We start from the raw sequence: 20798 nt of genomic DNA, 5'->3' as shown, positions 1-20798 counted from the left end.
AAATTTATTTGGCAGATACTATGCCAAAGGCACGTAAAGCGGCGAACAATTTTTATTAGCAACAATGAAATAAACGAGCTTCTAGCAACCTCAGTTGCTAGAAATTTTAAGCGAGTTTATTGATAGCAATAATAGGAGCAATTATGCAAAAAAGAAAATTAGGAAATTTAGAAGTATCAGAAATAGGTTTAGGATGTATGGGATACGGCGTCGTGTATGATGAGCATTATGACAAAAGAGAATTAATATCCGTTATACATGAGGCTATAGAATTGGGTATTAATTTCTTTGATACAGCAGAGGCTTACGGTCCATACAAAAACGAAGAGGTTGTAGGAGAGGCATTAGAAAAATACAGGGATAAAGTTGTAATAGCTACAAAATGCGGAATAAAAACTGTAAATGGTAAACCTGTACTTAATGCTAAAAGAGAAACTATAATAAAATCATTGGAAGGTTCATTAAAAAGACTTAAAACAGACTGTATTGATTTGTACTATATTCATAGAGTTGATCCTAATACTCCAATAGAAGAAGCAGCCGATACAATGAAAGATTTAATAAAAGAAGGTAAAATAAAGCATTGGGGTATTTCTGAAGCAGGTGTTAATACTATAAAAAAAGCTGATGAAGTATGCAAATTAACAGCTATACAAAGCGAATATTCTATAATGTGGAGAGAGCCAGAAAAGGAACTTATACCGTTGTTAGAAAAATTAAATATTGGTTTTGTACCATTCTCACCTTTGGGTAAAGGATTTTTAACAGGAAGATTTAATAATGCTTCAGACTTTTCAAATAATGATTTTAGAAGCTCTATTCCTAGATTTCAAAAAGAAAATATAAAAGATAATTATACTTTAGTTGAAGTCTTGGAAGATATAGCAAGAAGAAAAAATGCAACAAAATCTCAAATAGCATTAGCTTGGGTAGTGCATCAAAAACCATTTATAGTACCAATATTCGGAACAAGAAAAATAGAGAGATTAAGAGAAAATATAGCTTCTGTCAATGTAGAGTTTAGCAAAGAGGAATTAGAAGATATTAATAAAGCTATTTCAAGCATAAAAATATACGGAGACAGATATCCAAAAGAGCATTTAGAGATAGTAGGAAAATAAAGAATTAATTAAAACAAGTTTATTGATAAGAGCAAATATAAAAATTTTTGGCGTCTTTTAGTTTACTTAAAAGAGCCTTTAACCCCCAAATTTTTATTAGCAGCAACCATAAAAATTGTGAACATCTGCTAAATTTATTTAGCAGATAATCTGCCAAAGACACGCAAAGCGTCGAACAATTTTTATTAGCAATAATGAAATAAACGAGCTTCTATAAATTTTAAGCGAGTTTATTGATAGCAACAAATATAAAAATTTTGGGACTCTTTTAAGTTTACTTAAAAGAGCCTTTAAGCCCGAAATTTTTATTAGCAATAATAGGATCAATTATGAAAATATTAATAGCATATTATTCGCATTCAGCAAATACTAAAAAACTTGCTGAAATTATAGCAAAAGTTCTAAAATCAGAATTTCAAAATGTAAAAATAGACTTCTTCTATACTGAACCAGAAAAACCATACTCATCAAACTATAATAAAGTACTAGACGAATCTAAAAGAGATATAAAAAATAATCATAAACCAAAACTAAAAAATAATATTGGAAGTATAGAGGATTATGATGTTATATTTATAGGAAGTCCTAATTGGTGGAATACAATGGCAAGTCCTGTAAGCTCTTTTATAAGCAGTTTTGACTTTTCTAATAAAATTATTATGCCTTTCTGTACGCATGGAGGAGGCGGATCTGGTATTATCAGAGCAGATATAGAAAAGTTAACTAAATCAAAACAGGTTGGAAAAATATTAAGCGTATATGGAAGTACAAGCAGTATAAATAATTCAGAAAACGAAATAAAAAAATGGATTAATGATATAAAAATAAATGTAAAATAAAAAAATTTAATAATAAGGAGAAGAAAAATGTCAGATTATGAATACCAAAAAGCACCAGAAAAAACAGTATTTATAAAAAAAGGAGAAGGAAGGAAATTTAAAGGTTCAAAAGAATGTTTCACAGGCGATGTTGAAGTAGAATTATTAACAGAACCTAATGAAGATTCTCATTTTTCTGTAGCTTATGTAACATTTGAGGCAGGAGCAAGAAGTGCATGGCATACTCATCCTTGCGGACAGCATTTGATAGTAGTTGAAGGTATAGGACTTACTCAGGAAGAGGGAGGAGAGATTTTAGAGTTTCATGAGGGGGAAGCACTTTACTGCCCTAAAGATAAAAAACATTGGCATGGAGCCTCTCCAGACTGCAGAATGAAGCATATTGCAATAACAGGCGATAAAGACGGTAATAATGTTACTTGGTTAGAACATGTTACTGATGAAGAATATAATGCTTATAAAAAGAAATAATTTAATTAACTACACAAAACTTATAAAAAATATGAGTGCCTTTTATAAATAAGACACTCATAATAAATTTACTGAATATTTAATCTATATACAATAGAATATTTACTTTTCAATTAGCCATTCATCACCATATTTTTTAACCTCTAAAATTACAGACTCTCCAGACTCATCACTTATGCATAGAGAATCTCCATCATAATTTACTATATCTTTAAGCGTCATTTCATTAGTTATAATATTAAGATAATAATCAATTTCCTGAGTAGCTAAAAACCAGTCTGCTTCCATACCCTCAACAGCTCCGTCATTTTGTTTATTTTCTTCCAAATGCTTTTTTATTTCTTCAAAACTATTTTCTAAATTTTTAATATAATTGTCAGAAAAATATCCTGAATTTTCAAATTTATCTATATAAAGATATACATTCTCCATATTAATTTCATAATATCCGCCGCCCTCAAAATCAAAATCTACAGTTTTATTAAAAATATCATTTAATTCACTATAATTTTCAGCATACCATCTGCAAGCATTATAATACGCTTTTTCTTTAGTGCTTTTATCATCAGCATTTATTATTTCAGGAACTTTTTTATATATACCTGTAAATCCATAGTTTCCGTTAGGCTCTGTTACCATAATAGTATCAATATTTATAGGCTGAATAGATATAATATAACCTCCATCAGCACCTACAACCTCTTCATAATCTAAAGTCTGAGAACCTATACCGCAATAAGGTTCAATATACTGATTTTCTTCTAATACCATTTTATTTGTATCTGTACTTTGAATATTAGTTACTGTTTGTCCATTTTCATCTGTAGTTATGTTAATAGCATAGAAATAAAATGTTCCGTCATCGTTTTTCTTTAATTCAATAGAAGCATTATAACCATTTGTATATACATTATCAAAATTATAATTATTAATATCCCCTACTTCTTCTGGTTTGTAGTCTGATTTTGATATTAATATACCTCTTGATATTCTATTGTACTCATCAAAAGTTACATCGGCTTTATTCTCATAAGGAAAATTATCAAAATTAGGATTCTCTTTTACTTCTCTGTAATAGTAATTAGAATAATAATTTTCCTTTTCCCATTTAGTCATTATTGTCTCAATAGGATCGCCTTCATAGCCTACATAATTATCTTCATAAAGAATTCCGTTTATTACTGAAAAGCCTTTATAATTTGTAGCTATATTACTCGGTCCTTTTTCGTACTTATCCTGTATATTATAAAGTTCATAATAATAAGCATTAGTTGAGTCTTTTGAAGATTCAAAGATATAATTTTTATCTTCTCTATAACTTCCATACTCAAATACATATTCTATATCGCCGTTATCTTTGAAAGTGTATTTAGCACTGCCGTTTATAATTATTTTATTTTTTACCTTTTCTAAAAATGCTTCATCTGCCTGTGATAATATTTCTGTTGCTGGTATAGTTTCATTTGACTGTACTGTTTCATTTGTATTAACATTGTTATTAGAAGTAGGTTTATTACCGCATTGAATTATAAATAAAGACATGATTGTAGTTAATAAAAATATTTTTTTCATAAATATATCCTTTTAATTTAATAAAATATATTGACAAGTATAAGTAAATTATAATAATCTAGCAGCTAAAAGAGTAATATCATCAAATTGAGGAGTTTTATCTCTAAACAAAATTGTTTCATTAACTATATCATCAACTAATTCTTTAGCATTATCATAATCATTTTTGAGAATATTTTTAAGTCTTTCTTCTCCATATTCTTCTTCATCTTTATTGAAAGTTTCAGTAATACCATCTGTATACAAAATAATAGTATCCCCTTTAGAATAAGAAATCTGCTTATTTTGATAAGTAGCATTTTCAATAAAACCAAGAGGCTTGCCATGCGTATGCATTTCAAGTATAGAGTCTAAAGTGCTAATTTCATATTTTTTTAGTAAATACTGAGTTAAATGTCCTGCATTGGAATATGTAAGAGTTTTATTTTCCGTATCAATAACAATCAAAAAACAAGTAACAAACATACCATTATTAGAATCTTTATATATATGTTTATTAGCAGCTTCTAATATCTTAGAAGGATCGTCCATCTCAGAAAAATACACTCTAAGTATAGAACGAGTCATAGTCATAAAAAATCCGGCACCCAAACCTTTTCCTGATACATCGGCTATAACTAAAGCATATTTAGTATCGCTTATTTTTATATAATCGTAGAAATCTCCACCAACATTTTTACTAGGTATGCTCACAGCCGCAATATCAAATAATCCATTGCTTGGAAACTCTTTAGGAAGTACGCTTTTTTGAAGCTGCTCTGTAAAATTAATTTCTTCTGTAAGAGATTCTTTTATTTTAGACTCCTCAGACAAAAGTATATGCATGTAATTCTCCCCTATTTGCTGAGCAAGCATTTCTAATAGTGATAAATTACTTAAATTATATGCCTTGTCAATATTTCTCTCAGTTGCTGAAAGAAAACCTATTATTTCATCTTTAGCCATTATCGGAGCTACCATAAAACTATTTCTAGTATATCTAAGATCTTTATTAGGTCTGAATCTTATATCTTTATCCACATTAAAAGAATAAACAGGTTTTCCTGTACGAAGAACTTCTGAAAGTACATTATCATCTACAGTTACAACTCCGTATTTAAGTACATCTTCATCAATGCCAATTCCAGCCTTAAATTTGAAAACTCCATTCTCTTTTAATATAACAGATACCCTATGTGCTTCAAATGCCTCGCAAACTATACTTATATTGTCATTAAGTATTTCTTCTATAGTTTCGCATTTATTAATGGATATAGACATTTGATACAAAGCCCCAACCTCATAAGCTCTGGACTGTGCTCTGTCATATACCATTTTATTAACTAAAGCTAAAGATACAAGATTGGCAAATAATGACATTACAACTGTATCTTTCTCTATAAATTTACCATTCTTTTTATTTATTAAAAATAAAGAACCTATATTTTTCTTTCTTACTTTTAGCGGCACAAATAATATATTCTTTAATTCATCTCCTAAAATCTCTTTCATAGGTATAAAAGCAGAATCTTCCTGAGGATCATTAGAATATAATGAACATGATGTAGTATAAGCTCTTACAGCCAATGGTTTTTCACTATCAACAATATTACCAAAAAATTTGCTTCCAAGAGGACCTATGGACATTTCATAATGCAAATTATATAATTCCTGATCTACTAAATATAATAGTATAGAATCTGTATACATTATAGTTTTGATTTCAGATATAATAGTAATTAAAGTTTCATCATGATCATTACTTGAATTCATTCTTTTAATAATGCCGGAAAATACTTCCAACTGTTTTTCCGGATCGTCAACTATATCATATATATCCACAAATTACCTCTAATATATTAGTTAGTACACACAATTTTATTATATCATAGAGTATTTTATAGTCAACATATATTTAATCTTTTTATACTCTTGAAGTTTTTTAGTTAATTGTTTATATTATATCAAAATTTTAACGCTTTTAATTCAAGGAAAACATGGAAAAAAACATATTAATAGAAGGTGTGAATATACCATCAAGATTCTTCTTAGCCCCTATGGCTGGATATACAGACTATGTATTTAGAAGATTATCAAGAAGATTCGGAGCAGGACTTTTAATAACAGAACTAGTAAGTGCGGCTGCCCTAGCGAGACAGGTAAAAAAAACATATAGGTATATGGAGCATAAAGAAGATGAATACCCTATATCGCTTCAGCTATTTGGAGCAAATGAAGATGATTATAAAAGAGCTATAGAAATAACAGATTTGAAAGGCTTTTCTTTTATAGATATAAATATGGGCTGCCCTACAAAAAAAGTAGTAAAAAATAATGGCGGAGCAGGACTTTTAGAAGATACTGATAAGATGATTTCAATATTAAATGCTGTAAAAAGCGTATCTCCTCTGCCTGTAAGCGTAAAAATAAGATTGGGTCTAAAAAGAGGTGAAGGAGGAGAAATAGAAAGAGCCTTAGCTATGAAAGAAAACGGAGCATGCTTTCTAGCATTACATGGAAGATATGCAAGCGATATGTACAGAGGAAATGCTGATTGGGAGGCTATAGCAAAAGTGAAAGAGGCATTAGGTAAAGATTATATTTTAATAGGAAATGGAGATATAAAAAATAAAGAAGATGCACTAAAAGCATTCAATATCTCTAAAGTTGATGGAATAATGGTAGGACGAGGTGCTATTGGAAATCCTTGGATATTTGCAGAACTTAATACTATATTTGAAGATAATAATGAGTATAAAATAAAAGAAGAAGACAAATTAAAAAATATAATAAAAGAGCATATAAACGGATGCTGCGAACTCTATGGTGAAATAAGCGGAATACATTTTATGCGTAAGTTTGTTATGAAATATCTCACAGGATATAAAATGGAAAATAAAATAGAACTTATGAAATGCGAAAGCAAAGAAGAACTATTTAAAATTTTAGATAATATCATAGCAGAATAATATTATAATAAATAATAAAAATAAATTCCTGTTATAATGGCAAGAACTTATTTTATATTATTTATTTTGTTACTGTTCTATTAAAATATTTTTCTGCGTATCTTTATAAAATATGCCTGTTAGAATTTTATACATGTATATAGATGTATTATGCTGAAGAACTGCATTTCTGCATCTTGAATATATAATTTATCATAAAATAACAGACCAGCAAAATTATTTGTCAATTAATTTTGAAACAAGTTTATTATAAAACCTAAAGAAGTTAAAAAATCTATACAAGCTATTTTAACTTTGATTAAATCATTAGAAACATGTAAGGTAGTTAAAATATAATATTTATCTTATTTTATAAAAAAGAGGGGCTTTATAATAAAGTCCCTCTTTTATTTTTTATTAGATTACAAATTTTTTAAATTCATTTGCAAGTTCATTAGCATTTGTACCAACAACTATATGAATCTCACTATCATTTATCTTTTCAACAGCCGGATAATATTTCTTTATACCTTCAATATCAACTTTATTAATATCTTTTATTTCTAGTCTTAATCTAGTAGCACAATTACTTACTTTAGTTATATTTTCTATTCCGCCGACTAATGGAAGAAGCAATGCTGTTTTTACACTTTGACTTTCTAATAGCTTTTCTAAATCATCAGCAAGCTCACTTACAGAAGTTCCAACTATTATATGCAATTCTGTATCACTTATCTTTTGCACTGCAGGATAATATCTCTTTATATTTTCAGTATCAGCTTTATTAACATCTTTTAAAGTAAGCCTTAATCTAGTAGCACAATTATTAACTTTTACTATATTTTCTACCCCGCCAAGTAAAGGAATAAGATTTAAAGCATCATTAGCATAAGCTATATTTTGATTATTAGTTTCATAAGAAGAAAGCAGCTTTTCTAAGTCATCAGCAAGCTCGCTTACAGAAGTTCCAACTATTATATGCACTTCTTTATCGCTTATCTTTTGTACTGCTGGATAATATTTTTTTATCTCTTCAGCATTTACTTTATCAGCATCTTTAACCTCAAGTCTTAATCTAGTAGCACAGTTATTCACCTTTACTATATTTTCTCTGCCTCCAATCAAAGGAAGAAGAGTCATAGCCATATTAGAAGGCTCATCATCAAAAGCTAATATTCGCTCTAAAGACTCAGCAAGTTTGCTTGCATTTGTACCAACTATAATATGTACCTCAGTATTACTTATTTTCTGTACGGCTGGGTAATATTTTTTTATCTCTTCGGCATTTACTTTATCAGCATCTCTAACCTCAAGTCTCAATCTAGTGGCACAGTTATTTACTTTTACTATATTTGCTCTTCCGCCAAGTAAATTCATTGGAAGTATAAACTTTATATCTTTTTTATTTGACAGCATTATTAAACCTCTATATTATGATATATAATACTAACATAATATTTATTTTATTTCTAGTAATAAAAAAGGCCTGCAATAATAAATAATGCAAGCCTAATTACAATCAATAAATTAAATTATTTATTAACTAATTTTTTAAACTCATCAGCTAAGAATTGAACATCTGTACCTACTATTACCTGTACAGAAGTTTTTCCCGGTTTAAATACTCCAGGGAAAGATTTCTTAATTTCAGCATCTTTTATTATACTATTATCTTTTACTTCTAATCTCAATCTAGTAGCACAGTTATCAACATTAACTATATTCTCAACACCGCCTAATAAAGGAAGCAAAAGAATAGCTTTATCAGCATAAGATTTATTAGAAGCAGTTGAAACAGCACTTTCATTAGAATCATCATCCTCTCTTCCAGGAGTTTTTAAATCAAATTTTCTAATAGCAAAATCAAATATAACAAAATATAATACAAAGAATACTAAGCCTTGTACTATCAACATATACCAATTAACTGCTAATGGATTTCTAGTAGAAAGAACTAAATCAATAAAACCAGCAGAGAATCCGAAACCAGCCATCCATTTCATACTAGCAGAAATAATTAATGATATACAAGTTAATGCAGCATGTACTAAATATAAAGCAGGAGCAACAAACATAAATGAGAATTCTATAGGTTCTGTAACGCCTGTAAAGAAACTGGCAAAAGCAGCAGCTAACATTATAGATCTGATATTAGCTCTATTTTCAGGCTTAGCATTTTTAATGAATGCCAAACAAGCACCTACTAATCCGAACATCATAATAGGGAAAAATCCTGCCTGATACATACCTGTTTGTCCAATAATAGCTCTTCCTGCATCTATAGAAGCCTGACCGCCTAAGAAATTAGGTATATCATTAATACCGGCAACATCAAACCAGAATACTGAGTTAAGAGCATGGTGCAAACCAACAGGGATTAATAATCTATTGAAGAAACCATAAATACCTGCTCCTATAGGACCAAGACCTATTATAGCTTCCCCAAATCCTACTAAAGCTCCGTAAACAACAGGCCAAATAAGCATTAAAATAAAAGAAACAACCATCATAACTAGAGAAGTTACTATAGGTACAAATCTTCTTCCGCTGAAGAATGCCAAAAATTTAGGAAGTTCTACATTCCAGAATTTATTATATAAAGCACCCGCAATAACTCCGCAAAGTATACCTATAAATTGGTTATTAATTTTAGCAAAACCAGGAGCTACATCAGCAACATCTTTACTTTGAATCATGGCTACTGTTGCAGGAGCTAAAAGAGTTGTAACAACGAGGAAAGCAACCAAACCAGCTAGAGCAGCAGCACCATTTCTATCATTAGACATACCGAACGCAACACCAATAGCAAAAAGTATAGGCATATTGTCTATAATAGATCCGCCTGCTTTAATGAAAAACGCCGCAACAGGACTTTGAGCACCCCAGCCATTTGGGTCAATCCAATAACCTATTCCTAAAAGAATAGCTGCAGCTGGTAATACAGCAACCGGAACCATTAGAGACTTACCTATTCTTTGTAGATAATTAAACATATATCCTCCATAAAAATTAAAAAAAATTATTTTACATATATTACATAGTATAATACTTATTTATGATATTATCAAGTATAACACAATTTATTCATTATCTTTTTACAAGTTTTTACTGCTATGAAGATAAAAATAGCTATTACAATATTTTTTAGCATAAAGTTATTTACTTTATAATCATTTGTGTTAGAATTATGGAATAAAGTTATTTAGCGGAGGTATTTATATATGGGATTATTCTCTAAAAAAATCGAAATAAAAAGTCCTATAAAAGGTAAATTAGTAGATGTTACAGAAGTAAAAGATGAAGCTTTTTCTACAAAGGCACTTGGAGACGGAATGGCTATCATACCAGATGAAGGAAAAGTATACTCGCCTGTTGACGGTGAAGTTATAACAATGGTTGATAGTAATCATGCTATAGGTTTATCTTCAAAGGGAGTAGAAATACTTATACACATTGGAATGGATACTGTGAAATTAGGCGGTAAACATTTTAAAGCACATGTAAAAGAAGGAGATAAAGTTAAAGTTGGTACTTTGCTTATAGAATTTGATAAAGAAGAAGTAGAAAAAGAATATGATATTACTTCTCCTGTTATAATACCGAATTTCTCTGAATTAAAATCATTGACTAAAACAGAACCTAGAAATGTTTCAGAGGGTGATGTCATAATGACTGCTGTTAGATAAAAAATAATAAATAATATATATTTCATTATTAAAAGAGGAGTAATAAAAAGCTCCTCTTTTTTATTCTTTATTATCTTTTACATCTTCTTTTAATTTTCTATAGAGAGTAGCCCTTTCGATTCCAAGTATTTTCGCAACTTGAGCTTTATTGAAATTATTATTGCTAAGCAAATGATTAATATACATTCTTTCAAGTTCATCTAATGCAACATCATTTTCAACCACAAAATTACTGCTGCTATTTTTTAAAGCCCAATCTGGTATATTGCTCTCATCAATTTTTCCGTCCTTACACATAACAACCATAGTTTCTATTGTGTTTCTAAGTTCTCTTACATTTCCTTCCCATTGTAATGAAGATAATATTTTATAAACTTTCTTATCAACTGATTTTATTTCTATAGAATGAACCTTTGAGAACTCCTTTATAAAATTATCTATCAAAAGCGGTATATCTTCCCTTCTCTCTCTAAGAGGAGGCATTTCTATTTTTATAACATTAAGTCTGTAATATAAATCCTCTCTAAACTTACCTTCTTTTATTTCCTCTGATAATTTTTTATTCGTAGCAGCAATTACTCTTATATCAACTTCAATAGGAGTATTAGAACCTACCCTTTCTATAACTCTTTCTTCTAATACCCTCAATAATTTAACTTGTACAATCTGATTAATCTCACCTATTTCATCTAAAAATATAGTGCCTTTATTAGCCGCTTCAAATCTCCCGATTTTTCTGTCAATAGCTCCTGTAAAAGACCCCTTTTCATGTCCGAATAGTTCGCTTTCCAAAACACCCTCTGAAAGTGCCGCACAGTTTACGGTTATATAAGGCTGTTTAGCTCTGTCTGATATTTTATGAATTGCATTAGCAACTAATTCCTTACCTGTTCCGCTCTCGCCTTCTATCAATACAGTAGCTTTAGTTCTTGCAACCTGTTTTATTGCCTCATAAACTTTTAATATCTTAGGACTATGCCCTATCATACCGTAAAAACTTTCATGATAATCCACTCTGCTTTCAAGAGTTTCATTAGTTTTCTTAATATTTTTACTTTCTAAAGCTCTAGCTATGATAAGAAGCATTTTATCAAGATTAAAAGGCTTTGTCATAAAATCATAAGCACCCAGCCTCATCATCTCAACTGCAGTTTCAACATTTCCATGCCCCGTTAACACAATAACAGGTATATGCTTATCAAAATCTAAAATATCTTTTAAAAATTCTTCTCCTGTTTTTTCAGGCATTTTTAAATCAGTTATAACTAAATCTATACCGCCCTTATAAACAATTTCTATACCTTTCTCACCGTTTTCAGCCGTTACAACTTCATAACCTTCAAATTCTAATGATTTTTTAATACCATCTCTTATATTTTTCTCATCATCTATTACTAATATCTTAGGCATAATTTATAAATCCGTTTTTAAAAATTTTTGATTTTCCTGCTGTAAAGGCAGCTTTATAATGAACTCACTCCCCTTTCCATATTCGCTTTCTATACTTACATTTCCATTATGTGCTTCTATTATGCGAACTACATTTGTAAGTCCGAGTCCTGTACCATGTCTTTTAGAGGTAAAATAAGGCTCAAATATTTTTCCAAGATCTTCTTCTTTTATTCCAATACCAGTGTCTTTTATACTTATTACCGCATAATTATCAATAGTTTTAAGTTTTATAAAAATCTCTTTCTTTTTATCATCAGAATTATCACTCATAGCATCTATAGCATTTTGTATTATGTTAATTAAAGACTGCTTTATATACTTCTCATCTAATTTTAATATCAAGTTATCCTTATCAAATTTAATATCAATATTAACATTATTTTTTTCTATTTCATACTTCAAAAATGCAACTGTAGATAAAATAACTTCATTAATATTCACATCTTCAATATTAAGTTCCAATTTACGAACAGAAAACAAAAATGAATTAATAGTCTCTTCAAGTCTGCCTATCTCTTCTTTTATAATATCAGAATACTCTTTGAAATCCTTATAGCATTGACATTCATTATCCATATTCTTTTTTATTATCTTATCTATAAGCTGTACATATATAGAAATAGAACCAAGAGGATTTTTTATTTCATGAGCAACTCCTGCTGCAAGTGTTGTAAGAGAAGCTAATTGTTCTGCTCTTTTAAGTTTCTGCGTACTCTCATAAGTTTTAGTTATATCCAATGCTTTTATAAGAGTACCTATAATTCTTCCGCTGTCTCCTATAGGAAGTATATCAATTTGAAGTATTCTTTCATTATCATTGTCTTTTAATAATTTAGTTTCGCTGTCATTATTATTAATAAGCTCAAATATAGTTTTTAATATATCATTAGAATTAATATATTTTGAAAGAAGTTTACCCTCAGCATTTCTAGGTATTGAAAATAGAAAGCATGCCTTTTTATTAATTCCTTGTATAATAAATCTATTATCTATTGCTATTATCCCCTCTTCAAGATTCTCTATAATAACATTCTGAGAATACAAAAGAGTAGATAATCTTTGAATGACATTCTTTTTTTCATTATCAGAAACTTTATCGAAATTCTGCAAAATTTTATCAACAAATTGATTAGTTCTATTCATTTTATAGAGTATATTAAAAATAAAAAAAACTTCAATACTATAAATAAAAATTATGAAGCAAATGACAGTTCTTTAATCAAAGCACTAGGGGCATATATAGGTGAATGATGATAATCAGTATCATTGGCAAGCATCTCTACATTGCTCAAAAGCTCTAATATATTGCCTGAAACAATGAAAGGGCTTGCTGTATAAGATAATTTACCATTTTCTATTTTTATGCCTTCTGCCTGCAAAGAAAAATCTCCGCTTATAGCATTAACTCCTGCATGAGTTCCTGTTAAAGAATCAACTAATACTCCATTTTGAATTTGAGAAATCAGTTTTTCCCGAGTATTATTGCCATTCTCCAAAATAAAATTATGACATGATATTCCTATTGAAGTTTTAAATCCTCTTGAAGCATGCGAAGTTGTTTTTACCCCATCTTTCTTAGCGGTATAATTATTGTATAAATAACTATTTAAAACTCCGTTAGTTATAATATTTAAATCCTTAGTTTTAGAGCCTTCTCCGTCAAAATTTGTATTTGCCAAACCTTTATCATACAAAGGAATATCTTTAATATTTATGATATCGCTTGCTATTTTTTGATTTAATTTTCCCTGAAGAAGAGATAATTTTTTCTGAACTGCCTCAGAAGAAAATAAGCCTAAATAAGAACCTATAATTGTTCTCATAGCTTTATTTGTAAATACAGTTTTATATTTTCCGCTTTCTATAGGCTTTGCAGATAATTTGTTTACAGCATTATCAACTATATTCTTTACAAAAACATCAATATCAAAAACAGCATCTCTTGAAGAATAAACATCAAAAAAAGTTTTTACCGTATTGCTTTCCTTAGCTATTACTTCTCCATAATATGATATACTGTTTTTCTTCTCCTCTTTGCATATACCATTACTATTTATTATACATTTACTAAAATTATATCTTGCTAATCCGGCAGAAGGAACATTAACTATTCTATTATCAAGAGAATATAATTTATCTTCTATAGATAATGAAATTTCTTTAAGTTTATCATTGGATAAATTAACTATATCATTATTAATCATATCATAGCTTTTTTCATCTTCATCTTTATTTATAAGTTTATTATATTCTTTTTCAGAATCGGCATACTGCAATGAAATTTTTGCATTATTAATAAGATCATCTATATTAATATCAGAACTTATCTTCTCTGTAAAACTTATTCCAACTTTTCCATCTTTAATTAATCTTAATCCTATACCTCCGGATTCAGCATAGGTATATTTGTCTAAATCTCTTTCTCTTACAGAAAACTCTTCTTCACCGCTTACTGACATATAAATTTCTATTTCATCAATATCTTTTGCCTTATTTTTTATATCATTATATATTTCTTTTATTCTCTCCATTCTATTCATAAAACTATTTTCTGACATTTATCTTCCTCCCACAGTAAGCTCTTTAACTTTAATAGCCGGCTGTCCTACAGTAGTAGGAACAGATCCTGAAATACTTCCGCATATACCATCAGCTAATTCTAAATTTGATGAAACAGCCTCTATATTCATAAGAGTTTCGTCTCCGCGTCCTATAAGCGTAGCACCTCTTACGGCTTCAGTAATTTTACCATTCTCTATCAAATAACCTTCAGAAACAGCAAAGTTATAATCTGTTGTAGCAGGATCCACTGAACCTCCTCCCATTTTCTTAGCATAAAGTCCATACTCTATTCCTGATATAAGATCATCAAAACTAGAATTACCTTTATCTATAAATGTATTTCTCATTCTTGAAGTAGGAGGATATTTATAATTTTCTCTCCTAGCACTTCCTGTTATTTTCTGATTCATCTTCATAGCTCCAAGCTCATCAACCAAATAACTTTTTAATATTCCTTTCTCTATTAAAACTGTTCTTTGTGCTTCATTACCTTCATCATCAATATTGTAGCTGCCCCAAGCATTTTTTATCGTTCCATCATCTACTGCAGTAACAACATCTGAAGCAATTTTCTCACCTAATTTATTGCAAAATACGCTGGCATTATCAGCAACAGATGTAGCCTCTAAAGCATGTCCGCAAGCCTCATGGAATATTACACCGCCGAATGCATTGTCTATTACAACAGGATATTTTCCGGATTTAGGATATTTAGAATTAAGCATCTTTATAGCAGAATTTGCTGTCTCTACTGCCATATCTTCCAAATTAATATCTTTTATAACTTGAAATCCGTCTAATGCTCCTTTTGTTCTGCGGGCTGTCTGAGTGTTTGCTCCGTCGCTAGCCATAGCCATCATAACAAGTCTTGTATATGTTTGAGAATCTTCTTTTAATATTCCATTGCTTGCACATACCAAAATATTTCTTTGCTTTTCTGAGTACATTGCATTCACTTGTTTTATTTTATCTGATACTCCTCTTGATGTTTTATCCAAATATGAAAGCACTTCTATCTTTTCATTGAAATTAACATCAAAAGGATTTATATGCAATGGGTGATTATCCTTTTCTTTTGACTGAATAAAGTCTTTAACTATATACTTCTTATCATTTACAATAGAAGAAGCCGATTTTGCCAAATTAATTAAACTGTCATTACTCGTATCATTGGAATACAAATATATTGTTTTTTTATTAACTATAATTCTTAATCCTACACCATAATTGTTTCCAAGACTCATATCATCAACTTTTGAGTCCAAATAACTTATTGAATTAACTTTAGTATCTTCAAAAAATAGATCAGCATACTCGCCGCCATTTTTTAAAGCTTCTTCCAAAACTGTATGCAAAAAATTTTCATCAAAATTAAAATATTTCATTTATTCTCCTTTATTAATTACTAACTCTATAGCCTCTTTTCCTGTAATATATTCTATTTTAAGCTCTAAAATATAAAAAGCATCATACTCTTTATCAATTATATTATTCCTGTTTAATTCACTATCATTTGTATAATATTTCATTGCAAGTTTTTCAATAGCCTTTCTTTTTTTATTATCATCTTCAATTATAAAAGCCTTACCAAAAACAATAACACTCCTATAATAAGTTGTATATTCTTTAGGTTTTACATCATCTTTTTCTATGACGCAAAAAGAAACTTTATTATTATTTTTTACAGCATCTAATTTATATCCGCTTTTAGCTATATGAAAAAATATTTTATTATCATAATATACATAACTTAAAGGAACAGCATAAGGATAATTATAATCTCCTGATACAGCCAATACTCCAGAACTGCATTTTTCTAATATTGAAATGCTTTGTGAATTTGATAATAATTGATTTTTCCTTCTCATATCTCTAAACATACTTAATATTATATATTTTAATAAAAAAATAATCAAATTGACAAGTATTTTATTATCATATAATATATAATATAAACAATAAAAAGGATATTATAATGCATACCATTAATGTAAAAACTAAAGCAAGATTCGATATAATTGATATTACAAGAGAAGTTCAAAAATGCATAGATGATGAAAACATAGAAAATGGAATCGCTGTTATATTTGTACCGCATACAACTGCGGCTGTCGGAATAAATGAAAATGCTGACCCTGATGTTGTTTTTGATATGAAGAATGCTTTTAATAAATTAGTGCCTCAGCATGATAATTATGAACATAGTGAAGGTAATTCTCAGGCTCATGTATTATCATCTTTAGTAGCTCCTAGTTTAACTGTAATAATAGAAAATAAAAAAATAGTATTAGGTACTTGGCAGGATATATACTTTTTTGAATTTGACGGAGAAAGAAGCAGAAAAGTATATGTGCAGATTATATCAAAATAAAAAATACATAATAATATAATTTTATTCATCTCTAGTATTTTGGGATTTACTAGTAAAAAATTTTCTTTTTATAAATTTAGCAATTGAACCAATTAGCTCTATTATTATTCACATATTTACTCCGTAAGTTTAAATATTTATTTTGATAGTATATAAGTATAAAAGAAATTGTCAATATACCATATATATGTATAATTAAATAATTGTTTTTAAAAATATTTTATATAAAAAAAATAAAAATGATGTATAATATATAAATAAATTATCATAAGGATATTATTATGTTCAAATCAAAAAAAGAAGATTTTGGAAAAAATTCTTATATCTATACATTAGAAAATAATAATGGATTAAAAGTAAAATTGGCAGAAGTAGGAGCAACTATAACAGGAATATTCTTCAAAGATAAAGATGGAAAAGAAGTAGAAGCGGCATTTGGTTCTGACGATATAGAGTTTTATACTGATAAAGCTAAAAATGGACATATGGGAGCTACTGTAGGAAGAGTTGCCGGAAGAACTATTGGATCTAAATTTACAATAGATGATAAAGAATATAATATAACTCCAAATAAAGCCCCAGATCATACACATGGAGGAATTAACGGACTTTCATATGTAATTTACAACTCAATACAGAAAAAAGACAATGAAGTATTATTTTCTTATGTATCTAAAGACGGCGAAGAGGGATATCCGGGAAATCTTAATTTAATAGTAAAATACAGCATTACAGATGAAAATGAAATAATAATAGACTACATTGCAACTACTGATAAAGCAACTCCTTTAAATATAATGAATCATTCATATTTTAATTTAAATGGAGGAGGAAATATTAAAGATCATGAAATATTTATAGATGCCAAATATTATCTTGCTGATGATAACGGAATAACTTCAGGAGAGATATTAAAAACAAAAAATACTCCCTATGATTTCACTTCATTAAAAAAAGTTGATGAAATAATAAAAGCAAAAGACGGATGTGATAATTGCTTTATTTTTGATGATAATAATATAAATAAACAAAGAGTAAAAATACTGTCAAGAAAAACAAATATAGCTTTAGAAGTATTTACGACTAAGCCTTCTGTATTATTTTATACAGCTAATCATCTGAATAACCTAAAAGTGAGAAATCAAATATTAAATAAACATGAAGCGTTCTGTTTAGAAACTCAATATTTATCATGTTCTTTAAACTTTAATCATTTCCCAAGCATTATACTTTATCCTGATAGAGAATATAATCATAGAACAATATATAAATTTAGTTTAATATAATAAAAAATGAGGGCAATATAAAAAATAAAGCCCTCATTTATTATTTATAAAAAATTATCTATTTAAGAAATAAAGTCCTAGTTGAAAACCTATATCAAATGAAGCTAAAGAATCCTGATTAATTGTAAAGTCTTTGAATATGCCATTTTTATCTATATCAATCGGAAAATCATAATTCGCATATACTCCAAATGACATCATAAATTTTCTGCTGAATCTTATAAGAAAATCTGCAGAAGCCATTATATAAGGTATATATGAAGTTGTAAAAGCATCCTGTATATCTCCAAAATCTAATGAATATCTGTTTCTGCTAAGTTCATCTCCATCTTTAGAATATTGTAAATGTAATGGTATTTTAATTCCGCCGCCTACACCTATGGAAAAAAATCCTATATTAAATCTAGGAAATAATCCTATAGATAAACTGCTGAAATTATAATTCTCTAATACTCTTTTTCCATTTACAGTATATTTAATTTCATATCTGTCCTTATTATATCCTATATCAAAGAGTAAAGCTGCTGATAATAAATCATCATATCCCCAAAATATTCCAGGCTGAAAAGAAAAAGAATTATCAAAATCTCTAAAATTTGATGTAAATACTTTGCTTTTGTCAGTAGTGGCACTGCTTCCTCCAACACGGCCTATAAAACCAGCTACAAAATCAGCAGAATAAAGAGCATTGAAAGATAATAATAAAACTAATAATACAAAAATTCTTTTCATAATAACTCCTAATAATCCCTATCAAAACTAATATTAAGATAATATCCAAATTGAATTCCTATATCAAAAGCACTTATAGAATCTTTATTAACAAATACATCCCTCATATAATTATTATGCTGGAAGTATAGCGGAAAATCATAATTGGCATATACTCCAATAAGTAAATAATTAAATATACTAAAATCAATAGAAAATCTTAGATATGGTATAACGGCACTTTCAAATATATCATTCAAATCACCAAAAGAAAATCTATACCTTCCTCCAATATTATATCCGTTCACTCTATATGTAGCCGATCCCGGAATTTTAACACCTCCGCCTGCTCCTATTGATAAAAATGCAAAATTGAATCTTGCATATCCTCCTACTAAAAAGCTATCAAACTGATAATTTTCTGTTACCCTCTTTCCATTTATAGTATATCTGAAATCATAAGAATCATGATAATATCCTAAATCAAGAAGTACAGAAAAAGACATAGAATCCCCTATAGGCTGATTAATACCTATTGAAAATGAAAATCCTGTATCAAAATCTCTGAAACCAGATGGAAATATCTTTGAGGCATTGGTGTTAGCTCCGCTTAAGCCAAACTGACTTATAAATCCAACTGATAAATTTACAGCTTTTAAGTTAAAAGATATAACAAGAATTAAAATAATTGTTAAAAATATTCTATTTTTCAATTTATCTCCTATTGCACTATCATACATATATATAGTATAGCAAAATATTATATAAAGTCAATAAACATCAATATAATAAAAAAAATTATATATATATAATTGTACAAAAATATGAATTTTATGTACTTTTTCATAATTGAAACAAATATATTATATAAACAATTTATAATAAATGCTATATTTAAGATAATAAAATAATTATATAAAATTTTACCTAAGGAAATATATAATAAAAATAATGAAAATATAATTCCAAATACATTTGAAACTATATATATATAGTATTCTAATTTGTTATGTTCTATGTCTATTCTAAACAAAAAAATATTAAATATAAAAAATATCATAAATAAAAAATATGATAATAACAACAATTTAAAATAATTATTATTAATTAAATCATATTTAAAAGTTAATACTATTATTATAACAGATAATAAAGACATAAAAGGTGTAATAACTCTTGAAACACTTATAGACAATTTAGTATTAGTCATCTTATTATACAGCATATACGAAAAATAAATTACAAAAGAATTTAATACTGCTAAAATAGATAAAATCATTTTCAAATTTTTCATATCATTTATTATTAAAAATCTAAAAATTCTCTTAGCATCTATTCTACCATTGAAATATAATACGAAATATAATACTGCTGCTATAGAAAATATTATAAATAGTATTAATAAACTCCATATTATAATCTCAGTAATCATAGTATAAAAATCATATAAAGCAGAAAACTTTTTTATATCATATCTGATAAATGATAAACCAGAAATAAAAAGCATAATAAAATTCGCTGATATAATATTTATTATTAGATTAATAAATGAATATAAATTTTGAAACGGAGTAATTAATATTTCATAAGGAAGTTTATATAAATAAAAGGCCGTTAAAAAAATAAGAATAAAAGATATTAATATAGCTCTAACACTAATAGGATTAAGCACAAAAAGAAATAAAAATATAAAAAATGATAGCGGAATTAAAAAAGAAAAGAATATTCTTATATTGTAAATAAAACTTTCTGCTGCAATAGTTTCTAATGTTTCTAAATTGGTATTAGAATTTAATTGGG

18 protein-coding genes are annotated in these 20798 nt (G+C 28.1%); 7 read left to right on the top strand and 11 right to left on the bottom strand.

Annotation, left to right across the window (positions count from 1 at the left end; genetic code table 11):
• Nucleotides 1-143 precede the first annotated feature (143 nt).
• The 3 genes from BFL38_RS10020 (at nt 144) to BFL38_RS10010 (ending at nt 2431) form a co-directional block, all read left to right on the top strand.
• Entirely contained in the window at nt 144-1121 is a 978-nt protein-coding gene (locus BFL38_RS10020) for an aldo/keto reductase (protein WP_069726910.1), read from the top strand.
• 329 nt (nt 1122-1450) lie between these two features.
• Nucleotides 1451-1960 (top strand): flavodoxin, encoded by a 510-nt coding sequence (locus BFL38_RS10015; protein WP_069726909.1) that lies wholly within the window; start codon nt 1451-1453, stop codon nt 1958-1960.
• Nucleotides 1961-1987: 27 nt separating this feature from the next.
• Nucleotides 1988-2431, top strand: a complete 444-nt coding sequence (locus tag BFL38_RS10010) for a (R)-mandelonitrile lyase (protein ID WP_069726908.1) — start codon at nt 1988-1990, stop codon at nt 2429-2431.
• Nucleotides 2432-2533: 102 nt separating this feature from the next.
• On the opposite strand, the gene BFL38_RS10005 is transcribed toward BFL38_RS10010, so the two are convergent.
• Both BFL38_RS10005 and BFL38_RS10000 read right to left on the bottom strand, forming a co-directional pair.
• The gene (locus BFL38_RS10005) at nt 2534-4003 is read right to left on the bottom strand and encodes a hypothetical protein (RefSeq protein ID WP_069726907.1); all 1470 of its coding nucleotides are present in this window, start codon (nt 4001-4003) and stop codon (nt 2534-2536) included.
• A 48-nt stretch (nt 4004-4051) separates the two neighbouring features.
• Nucleotides 4052-5824: a SpoIIE family protein phosphatase gene (locus tag BFL38_RS10000; RefSeq protein ID WP_069726906.1), complete on the bottom strand. Its 1773-nt coding sequence runs from the start codon at nt 5822-5824 to the stop codon at nt 4052-4054.
• Nucleotides 5825-5979: 155 nt separating this feature from the next.
• Here BFL38_RS10000 and BFL38_RS09995 point away from each other — a divergent pair, with 155 nt between their 5' ends.
• The gene (locus tag BFL38_RS09995) at nt 5980-6951 is read left to right on the top strand and encodes a tRNA dihydrouridine synthase (protein WP_069726905.1); all 972 of its coding nucleotides are present in this window, start codon (nt 5980-5982) and stop codon (nt 6949-6951) included.
• Between the two features lie 396 nt (nt 6952-7347).
• Here the strand turns inward: BFL38_RS09995 and BFL38_RS15705 are convergent, their stop codons facing one another.
• Both BFL38_RS15705 and nagE read right to left on the bottom strand, forming a co-directional pair.
• A complete protein-coding gene (locus tag BFL38_RS15705; RefSeq protein ID WP_069726904.1) occupies nt 7348-8346 on the bottom strand; it encodes a PTS sugar transporter subunit IIB in 999 nt (332 codons plus the stop codon).
• A 116-nt stretch (nt 8347-8462) separates the two neighbouring features.
• Entirely contained in the window at nt 8463-9923 is a 1461-nt protein-coding gene (gene nagE / locus BFL38_RS09985; protein ID WP_069726903.1) for an N-acetylglucosamine-specific PTS transporter subunit IIBC, read from the bottom strand.
• Between the two features lie 228 nt (nt 9924-10151).
• Here nagE and BFL38_RS09980 point away from each other — a divergent pair, with 228 nt between their 5' ends.
• On the top strand, nt 10152-10616 hold the full coding sequence (locus tag BFL38_RS09980; RefSeq protein WP_069726902.1) for a PTS sugar transporter subunit IIA: 465 nt from the start codon (nt 10152-10154) through the stop codon (nt 10614-10616).
• 60 nt (nt 10617-10676) lie between these two features.
• Here the strand turns inward: BFL38_RS09980 and BFL38_RS09975 are convergent, their stop codons facing one another.
• From BFL38_RS09975 to BFL38_RS09955, 5 genes are read right to left on the bottom strand one after another with little or no spacing between them, the layout of a single operon-like run.
• On the bottom strand, nt 10677-12026 hold the full coding sequence (locus BFL38_RS09975) for a sigma-54-dependent transcriptional regulator (RefSeq protein ID WP_069726901.1): 1350 nt from the start codon (nt 12024-12026) through the stop codon (nt 10677-10679).
• A gap of 3 nt (nt 12027-12029) precedes the next feature.
• Nucleotides 12030-13211, bottom strand: coding sequence for a two-component system sensor histidine kinase NtrB (locus tag BFL38_RS09970; RefSeq protein ID WP_069726900.1), 1182 nt, complete (start codon nt 13209-13211; stop codon nt 12030-12032).
• Nucleotides 13212-13261: 50 nt separating this feature from the next.
• On the bottom strand, nt 13262-14626 hold the full coding sequence (locus BFL38_RS09965) for a TldD/PmbA family protein (RefSeq protein ID WP_069726899.1): 1365 nt from the start codon (nt 14624-14626) through the stop codon (nt 13262-13264).
• A complete protein-coding gene (locus BFL38_RS09960; RefSeq protein WP_069726898.1) occupies nt 14627-16015 on the bottom strand; it encodes a TldD/PmbA family protein in 1389 nt (462 codons plus the stop codon). It lies immediately after the preceding gene.
• A complete protein-coding gene (locus BFL38_RS09955) occupies nt 16016-16510 on the bottom strand; it encodes a pyridoxamine 5'-phosphate oxidase family protein (RefSeq protein ID WP_069726897.1) in 495 nt (164 codons plus the stop codon). It lies immediately after the preceding gene.
• 95 nt (nt 16511-16605) lie between these two features.
• Between BFL38_RS09955 and BFL38_RS09950 the strand changes: the two genes are divergently transcribed.
• Nucleotides 16606-17001, top strand: a complete 396-nt coding sequence (locus BFL38_RS09950; RefSeq protein ID WP_069726896.1) for a secondary thiamine-phosphate synthase enzyme YjbQ — start codon at nt 16606-16608, stop codon at nt 16999-17001.
• A gap of 281 nt (nt 17002-17282) precedes the next feature.
• On the top strand, nt 17283-18287 hold the full coding sequence (locus BFL38_RS09945) for an aldose epimerase family protein (RefSeq protein ID WP_069726895.1): 1005 nt from the start codon (nt 17283-17285) through the stop codon (nt 18285-18287).
• A gap of 54 nt (nt 18288-18341) precedes the next feature.
• On the opposite strand, the gene BFL38_RS09940 is transcribed toward BFL38_RS09945, so the two are convergent.
• Nucleotides 18342-19019, bottom strand: coding sequence for a hypothetical protein (locus BFL38_RS09940; protein WP_069726894.1), 678 nt, complete (start codon nt 19017-19019; stop codon nt 18342-18344).
• Between the two features lie 8 nt (nt 19020-19027).
• Nucleotides 19028-19711, bottom strand: a complete 684-nt coding sequence (locus BFL38_RS09935; RefSeq protein WP_083249413.1) for a hypothetical protein — start codon at nt 19709-19711, stop codon at nt 19028-19030.
• Nucleotides 19712-20798: the final 1087 nt, after the last annotated feature.

The organism is Brachyspira hampsonii, from assembly GCF_001746205.1.
GTDB lineage: Bacteria > Spirochaetota > Brachyspiria > Brachyspirales > Brachyspiraceae > Brachyspira > Brachyspira hampsonii_B.
Note: the sequence above shows the minus strand (reverse complement) of the source record. Positions and strands in the feature narration are given on the sequence as shown.